Raw genomic sequence first — 7,321 nt, 5'->3', positions numbered from 1 at the left:
GTGCTAGCACGCTCAAACGGAGAGGACTGTCGGTGCGTTCGGACGAGTACATCCTTGTCGGCGCAGGCTCGGCGGGAACCGTGGTCGCGAGCCGACTGTCGAAGACCGCGGCGGCCGACCTCATCCATGAAAGCCATTGAGCGCGAGTGAAACTGACCGACAGGAGCCAGACATGACCCACACTCTCGAGGCTACTCCAGGGCAATTCATCGTGACCTGCCCCGCCACCGGCGACACCGTGGGCTCGACGCTTGTCCACTCGTCAGACGACGTCGCCGCGACGGGGTCGAGGCTGCGTGCGGCACAACCACACTGGGCTGCGATGGGCCCGCGTCGTCGCGCCGAATGGCTTGGCAAGTGGCGCGATTGGATCTTTGACCACACCGAAGAACTGCTGACACTGCTGCAGCTGGAGTCGGGCAAATCGTGGGGTGACGCCAACATCGAAATCTTGGCCGGCACCCAAAGCATCAACTACTGGTCAGACAATGCCGCCAAGTTTCTTGCCGACGAGTCGGTAAAGCCCTCAGGCGCAGCTAATCTCGCCAAGAAACTGGTGATCAGCTACCACCCGCGTGAACTGGTGGGGGTCATCACGCCGTGGAACTATCCGCTGGCGATGCCGCTGCTGGACATCCCGGCCGCGTTAATGGCCGGCTGCGCAGTACTTTCCAAGCCCTCGGAGTTCACGCCGTTGGCATGGCAGCGCGCGGTACAGGGCTGGAAAGACATCGGTGCACCCGATGTTCTCGAAGTCGTCACTGGCGCTGGCGAAACCGGTGCCGCGGTCGTTGATGCGGTCGACATGGTGATGTTTACCGGCTCGGTCGCGACCGGACGGCGGATCGGCGTGCGCGCCGCCGAGCGTCTCATCCCGTGCAGCCTGGAGCTCGGCGGTAAGGACGCGATGATCGTTTGTGCTGACGCGGACATCGACCGGGCGGTCGACGGCGCGATCTGGGGTGGGTTCTTCAACGCCGGGCAGACCTGCATCTCGGTCGAACGGGTCTATGTCGAATCCCCCGTCTATGACGCGTTCGTCGACAAGCTCGTCGAGCGCGCCCAGGCACTGCGCCAGGGAATGGACGCCGAACACGACTACTCCGTCGACATCGGGGCCATGGCCACCGAGCAGCAACTGAAAACCGTTGCCGCCCATGTACACGACGCGATCTCAAAGGGCGCCACGGTTCTCACCGGCGGGGCCGCTGCCGACCAAGGGCTGTTCTACCGTCCCACCGTTCTGGTGGACGTGGACCACTCCATGGCGTGCATGCGCGAGGAGACCTTCGGCCCGACGCTGCCCGTGATGAAGGTGAGCAGCGCTCAGCAGGCGGTCGAGCTGGCCAACGATTCGGCCTACGGCTTGTCGGCGAGCGTCTGGACGGCAGATAAAACCAAAGGCATGCGTCTGGCGCGCCAATTGAACGCCGGCTCGGTCAACGTCAACAACGTGATAATGAATGTCTTTCAGTTCCCGGTTCCGATGAGCGGCTGGGCAGAATCCGGAATCGGTGCCCGCAGTGGCGGCGCATCCGGCATCCGCAAGTACTGCAAGACGAAAAGCATTGTCGCCGAACGTCTGACGCTCAAGAAGGAGCTGTTCTGGTATCCCTATTCGCCACGCAAAGGCCGGGCGCAAGCGCTGGCGGCGCGACTCTTGGGGGCCCGAAACTGGCGTCGGCGCCTCAATAGGTAATCGGCGGATTAGTAGGTCCAAATGCGTGCGAACGCGGGTACGCTCCTTTTGGGGAAAAGGACCGGCAATGGCAACAGCCACCACCACCTGTTCTAAGACCTCCGCGACCTCGAAGATGGCCGCCCGGACGACCGTGCCGACGAGCTCGATGCCCCCCTATCGCACCAACCAACCACTCAACCGTGCCGAATTTCTTGCTGATCACGGCTATCCCCACGGAGGACGAACACCATGACACTGCAGCTCACCGACAGCCAGCGGGCCGTACTCCGTGCTCTTGCGGACACGGTTGTTCCCTCCCTGCAGCATGATGAGGACGCGTCCGGATACTGGGCGTCCAGCGGCAGCGACCTCGGCGCCGACGGCGCAGTCGCACATACCCTCGCCCAGCTCCCCCAGGAGCAGCTCGCCGGGCTGCTCGGGCTGCTGGACGGCCTGCATGTGTTGGGCTTCGCGACCGGGTCGCTGCGCTCGCGCGAGCAGCTACTGCGCAACGTCGGCCTGATGGGCACTGCGCCGGCGGCTGGCCTGAACGCGCTGACCTCGCTGACACTGGCCCTCGCGTACTGCGCGCCCAGCCCCGCGACCGGTTTGAACCCGATGTGGCAAACGTGGGGCTACGGCGGCCCGCCGACGTGCCCCCCCTGCAGTGTCCGGCCGCTGCCCACGGTCGTGCCCCAGCACGGTGACACGTCACTTGACGCGGATGTGTGCGTGGTGGGCTCCGGCGCGGGCGGGGGCGTGATCGCGGCGGTGCTCGCCAAGGCCGGACTCGACGTGGTCGTGCTCGAGGCGGGCGGCAACCGCTGGGAGAAGGACTTCAACGGGCTGGAGTTGGTGGCGTTACAGAACATGTTCTGGCGCGGCGGTCCGACGCCGACCGCCGACTTCAACGTCAGCGTCCTGGCCGGCGCCACCCTCGGCGGTGGCCCGACGATCAACTGGTCCAACTGTCTGCGCACGCCGTCCTGGGTGCGTGAACAGTGGGCCGGCGAATTCGGTCTGCACGATGTCGCGGGCCCCGAGTTCGACCGTCATCTCGATGCCGTGTGGACCCGCTTCGGCGTCAACGACCGCTGCTCTGACCTCAACGGTCCGCATCAGCGCATGCGCGACGGCGCGGCTTCGCTGGGATGGTCGTTTACCACCCTGAGCCGCAACGCTGATCCCGCCGTCTACTCGCCGGACTCGGCCGGTCACATCGGCTTCGGGGACCGCTCGGGCGCCAAGCTCGACATCCGCCGCACCTACCTGTGCGACGCGGTCGATGCCGGCGCCCGGGTGATGGCGAACTGCACCGCTCAGCGGGTGCTCGTCGAGGGCGGCCGCGCGGCCGGGGTTCAGGCCGCCTACACCGACCCGCAGACCGGCGCGACCTCGGGTGTCACCGTGCGCGCGCCGCGGGTGGTGGTGGCCGCCGGCTCGCTGGAGTCGCCCGCCTTGCTGCTGCGATCGGGCATCGGTGGTCCCGCCGCGGGTCGCTATCTTCGGCTGCATCCGGTGCTGGGCTTCCTGGGCCTCTACCCCGACAAGCAGACACCGTGGTGGGGTGCACCGATGACGGCGATGGTCGACGAATTCGCCAACATCGAGGACGGCTACGGCTTCCTGATTCAGAACGCGCAGTGGGCGCTGTCGATCATCACCGCCGGGATGTCACGAGCGTCGGGCGCCGAGCACAAGCAGACGATGGCCCGCCTGGAGCACGCTGCGTTTCTCATCGGAATACCGCGCGACCGCGGGCACGGCACCGTAACGATCGACAAGCAGGGCAACGGCGTCGTGCATTACGCGCTCGCCGACGAACTCGACGTCCGCATCGCCCGCACGTCGATCGAGAAGCAGATCCGTCTGCAGGCCGCGGCGGGTGCCGACGAGATCGTCCCGTTCACCCCGGTGCCCGCCCGGTGGAGGCGCGGTGACGACCTCGAAAAGTTCATCGCCGCAATGCAACAGCTGCCGCTGCGGTTCGGCGGCCACAAGATTTTCTCCGCTCACCAAATGAGCAGCTGCCGCATGGGCACCGACCCCGCCACCTCGGTCGCCAATCCATCGGGCGAACTGCATGACACGCCGGGCGTGTATATCGGCGACGCCAGCGCGATGCCGACCGCCAGCGGCGTGAACCCGATGATCACGGCCATGGCACTTGCCCACCGCACCGCGGAATCGATCGCCGCCACGGCCTCCGCCGCACGCCCCGCCATCCACGCCTGAGGAGACCAATCGCCATGACCACAACGATTCCCACACCCGTCCACGACCGCTTGTACATCGGCGGGCAATGGGTTCAGGCCACCTCCGACGAGACCATCGACGTCGTCAATCCCTACACCGAGGACGTGATCGCCCGCATACCGGCGGGCACCGCCGACGACGTGGACCGGGCCGTGGCGGCGGCCCGGGCCGCATTCCCGGGCTGGGCGGCCACCTCGGTCGAGCAGCGCGCGACCCTGCTCGACGCCGTCGCGGAGCGGCTCTCGGAGCGCGGTGACGAGCTCGCCGCGATCATCGCCAGTGAGCTCGGCGCCCCGGTCGGGTTGGCACGGTTGATCCAAGTCGGCCTGCCGACGATGACTTTCGCGACCATGCGCGGCTTGCTGGATGGGCTGGCGTTTGAAGAGGAGATCGGCAATTCGCTGGTTGTGCGCGAGCCGATTGGCGTCGTGGTCGCGATCGCGCCGTGGAACTATCCGCTGCATCAGATAGCCGGCAAGGTGGCACCGGCATTGGCCGCCGGGTGCACGGTCGTGCTCAAGCCTTCCGAAGTCACGCCGCTATCCGCATTTGTGCTGGCCGAGATTCTCGACGAGGTCGGCTTGCCGCCCGGGGTGCTGAACGTCGTCACCGGGTACGGCCAGACGGTCGGCGCGGCGATGGTCGGACACTCCGACGTCGACATCGTCACCTTCACGGGTTCCGAGGGCGTGGGACGCCTCGTCGGCGCGGTGACCGGAGGCAACCTGGTGCCCGCGGCGCTCGAGCTCGGCGGCAAGTCGGCATGCATCGTGCTCGATGACGCCGACATGCAGCTGGCGATCACCGCTTGCGTAACGCGTTGCCTGCTCAATTCCGGCCAGACTTGCATCGCGCTCACCCGCCTGCTCGTACCGCGTCACCGCTTGGCCGAGGCTGAGGCCATCGCGGCTGCCGTCGCGGAGGCGCACACGCTGGGCGACCCGTTCGATCCCGCCACGCAGCAGGGCCCTCTGGCGTCTGCCCAACAGCGCGATCGGGTGCGCGAGTGGATCCGGCGCGGCATCCAGGAGGGCGCGCGCCTGGTGACCGGGGGCGCGGAGCAGCCGGCCGGCCTGGACCGGGGCTACTTCGTGGCGCCGACGGTGTTCTCCGACGTGCGCACCGACATGGCGATCGCGCAGGAGGAGATCTTCGGGCCGGTGCTGTCGATCATCGCCTACGACGACGAAGAGGACGCCATTCGAATCGCCAACGACTCGCGATTCGGGCTCTCGGGGGCGGTGTGGTCAGGCGACGAAGAGCGCGCGATGCGCGTCGCGCGACGCATCCGCACCGGTCAGGTCGACGTCAACGGCGGAGCGTTCAACCCGTGCGCTCCGTTCGGCGGTGTCGGCTGCTCCGGCCACGGGCGCGAGCTGGGCGCCCACGGTCTGGAGGAGTTCTTCTACCTCAAATCGATCCAACGCTGATCAGCGGGGCTCACCCATCCCAAAGGAGATTTACGATGAACCTCGCAAGCAACCTGATCGACACCGTGAGCAGGCATGGCTCCCGCACCGCGATCAAGCTCGACGACGTCGAGCTGACGTATTCCGCCCTCGATGAGGGCAGCGCTCGGGTGGCGGGTCTGCTGCGTGCCAAGGGGGTGCGGCCGGGCGACCGGGTGGGCATCATGCTCCCCAACAGTCCCTACTTCGCCCTTGTCTACTACGGTGCGCTGCGCGCGGGCAGCGTCGTCGTGCCGATGAACGTGCTGCTCAAGAGCCGCGAGGTGCGCTTCTATCTGGAGAATTCCGCCGCCAAAGTGGTGTTTGCCTGGCACGAGTTCGCCAGCGCCGCCGAGGCCGGCGCCACCGAGGCCGGGGCCGAGTGCGTGCTGGTCGAGCCCGGTGAGTTCGAGGAGCTGCTGGCGTCGGCCGAGCCGGCGCCGGATGTGGTGGATCGAGCGCCCGAGGACACGGCGGTGATCCTGTATACGTCGGGCACCACCGGCACTCCCAAAGGCGCTCAGCTCACGCACGGCAACCTCGGACGAAACTGTCAGATCGCCCAGCAGCTGTTTTCGATGACCGAGCAGGACGCCGTGTTCGGCGGGCTGCCGTTGTTCCACGCGTTCGGGCAGTCCTGTGCCCTCAACACCGTGGTGCGCGCCGGGGCGTGCTTGACACTGCTGCCCCGCTTCGACCCCGCCAAGGCGCTCGAGATCTTCGACCGCGACGGCGTATCGGTGTTCGCGGGTGTCCCCACCATGTACACGGCGCTGCTCCACCAGGCCTCGGAACACGACGTCAGGCTGCGAGTCTGCGTGTCCGGCGGCGCGGCGCTGCCGGTGGAGGTGTTGCGCGGATTCGAGGAGCGCTTCGACTGCAAACTGCTTGAGGGCTACGGCCTTTCGGAGACGTCCGCGATCGCGTCGTTCAACCACCCTGATCGCGAGCGCAAGCCGGGCTCGATCGGCACCCCGGTTGAGGGTGTGCAGATGAAGATCGTCGACCTGCACGGCGCCGAGGTAGCCCAGGGCGAGGTCGGCGAGATCTTCATCCGCGGCCACAACGTCATGAAGGCGTACTGGAACCGCCCCGAGGCCACCGCCGAAGCGATTGATGCCGACGGTTGGTTCCACAGCGGCGATGTGGGCAAGGTCGACGAGGACGGCTACTTCTTCATCGTCGACCGGATGAAGGACCTGATCATCCGCGGCGGCTACAACGTCTACCCGCGCGAGATCGAAGAAGTCCTCTACGAGCACCCCGCCGTGCGTGAAGCCGCGGTGATCGGTATCCCCCACGACGAGCTCGGTGAGGAGGTCGCCGCCGCTGTCGCGCTGAAGGAGGGTGAGCAGCTGTCCGCCGACGAACTGCAGGCCTACGTCAAGTCGCAGGTGGCCGCGTACAAGTACCCACGCACCATCTGGTTCGTCGACGAGCTGCCCAAAACCCCCACCGGCAAAATCCTCAAACGCGCCATCGAGGTACCCAGCTAGCTTCGGGCGCCCAGACCAAAGGAGTCCGACGTGTCACAAGAATTCGACTACATCGTCATCGGCGCCGGCTCGGCGGGCTGCCCGGTAGCCGCCCGGCTCAGCGAAACCGCGCAGGTACTGCTCATCGAAGCCGGCGGCAACAACCGCAGGTTCGACGTGAAGGCGCCGGTCGCCCTAATTAAGCAGTTCCATTCGAAGATCGATTGGGACTACTGGACCGAGCCAGAGCCGCATCTGAACGGTCGCCGGGTGTTCTCGCCGCGCGCGAAGGTCATGGGCGGCTGCAGCGAGATGAACGCGATGATCTACATCCGCGGCCCCCGGCTCGACTACGACGAATGGGCCGAACAGGGAGCGCCGGGCTGGTCCTACGACGAGGTCCTCCCCGTGTTCAAGCGCTCCGAGTGCAACGACGAGTTCGACGACGAATACCACGGCAC

The 7,321-nt window shown here is 66.7% G+C and carries 5 protein-coding genes; all 5 read left to right on the top strand.

Annotated elements, in window-relative coordinates:
- Positions 1-172: 172 nt before the first annotated feature.
- On the top strand, positions 173-1,699 hold the full coding sequence (locus tag VML93_RS25840) for an aldehyde dehydrogenase family protein (protein ID WP_325615115.1): 1,527 nt from the start codon (positions 173-175) through the stop codon (positions 1,697-1,699).
- 231 nt (positions 1,700-1,930) lie between these two features.
- Positions 1,931-3,916, top strand: coding sequence for a GMC family oxidoreductase (locus VML93_RS25835; protein WP_325615114.1), 1,986 nt, complete (start codon positions 1,931-1,933; stop codon positions 3,914-3,916).
- 14 nt (positions 3,917-3,930) lie between these two features.
- Positions 3,931-5,367 carry an aldehyde dehydrogenase family protein gene (locus VML93_RS25830; RefSeq protein WP_325615113.1) on the top strand — a complete coding sequence of 479 codons (1,437 nt, stop codon included), beginning with the start codon at positions 3,931-3,933 and terminating at the stop codon, positions 5,365-5,367.
- Between the two features lie 35 nt (positions 5,368-5,402).
- Positions 5,403-6,881 (top strand): long-chain fatty acid--CoA ligase, encoded by a 1,479-nt coding sequence (locus VML93_RS25825; RefSeq protein ID WP_325615112.1) that lies wholly within the window; start codon positions 5,403-5,405, stop codon positions 6,879-6,881.
- 30 nt (positions 6,882-6,911) lie between these two features.
- Positions 6,912-7,321, top strand: a 410-nt coding sequence (locus VML93_RS25820) for a GMC family oxidoreductase (RefSeq protein ID WP_325615111.1), incomplete at its 3' end; no start/stop codon positions are given.

Origin of the sequence: Mycobacterium sp. (assembly GCF_035499775.1) — a bacterium.
In the GTDB taxonomy this organism is placed as follows: domain Bacteria; phylum Actinomycetota; class Actinomycetes; order Mycobacteriales; family Mycobacteriaceae; genus Mycobacterium.
This window is presented reverse-complemented; position numbering and strand designations above follow the sequence as displayed.

Coding starts and splice junctions, on each gene's coding strand:
- VML93_RS25840 (WP_325615115.1), top strand. CDS start 173: ATGACCCACACTCTCGAGGCTACTCCAGGGCAATTCATCGTGACCTGC.
- VML93_RS25835 (WP_325615114.1), top strand. CDS start 1,931: ATGACACTGCAGCTCACCGACAGCCAGCGGGCCGTACTCCGTGCTCTT.
- VML93_RS25830 (WP_325615113.1), top strand. CDS start 3,931: ATGACCACAACGATTCCCACACCCGTCCACGACCGCTTGTACATCGGC.
- VML93_RS25825 (WP_325615112.1), top strand. CDS start 5,403: ATGAACCTCGCAAGCAACCTGATCGACACCGTGAGCAGGCATGGCTCC.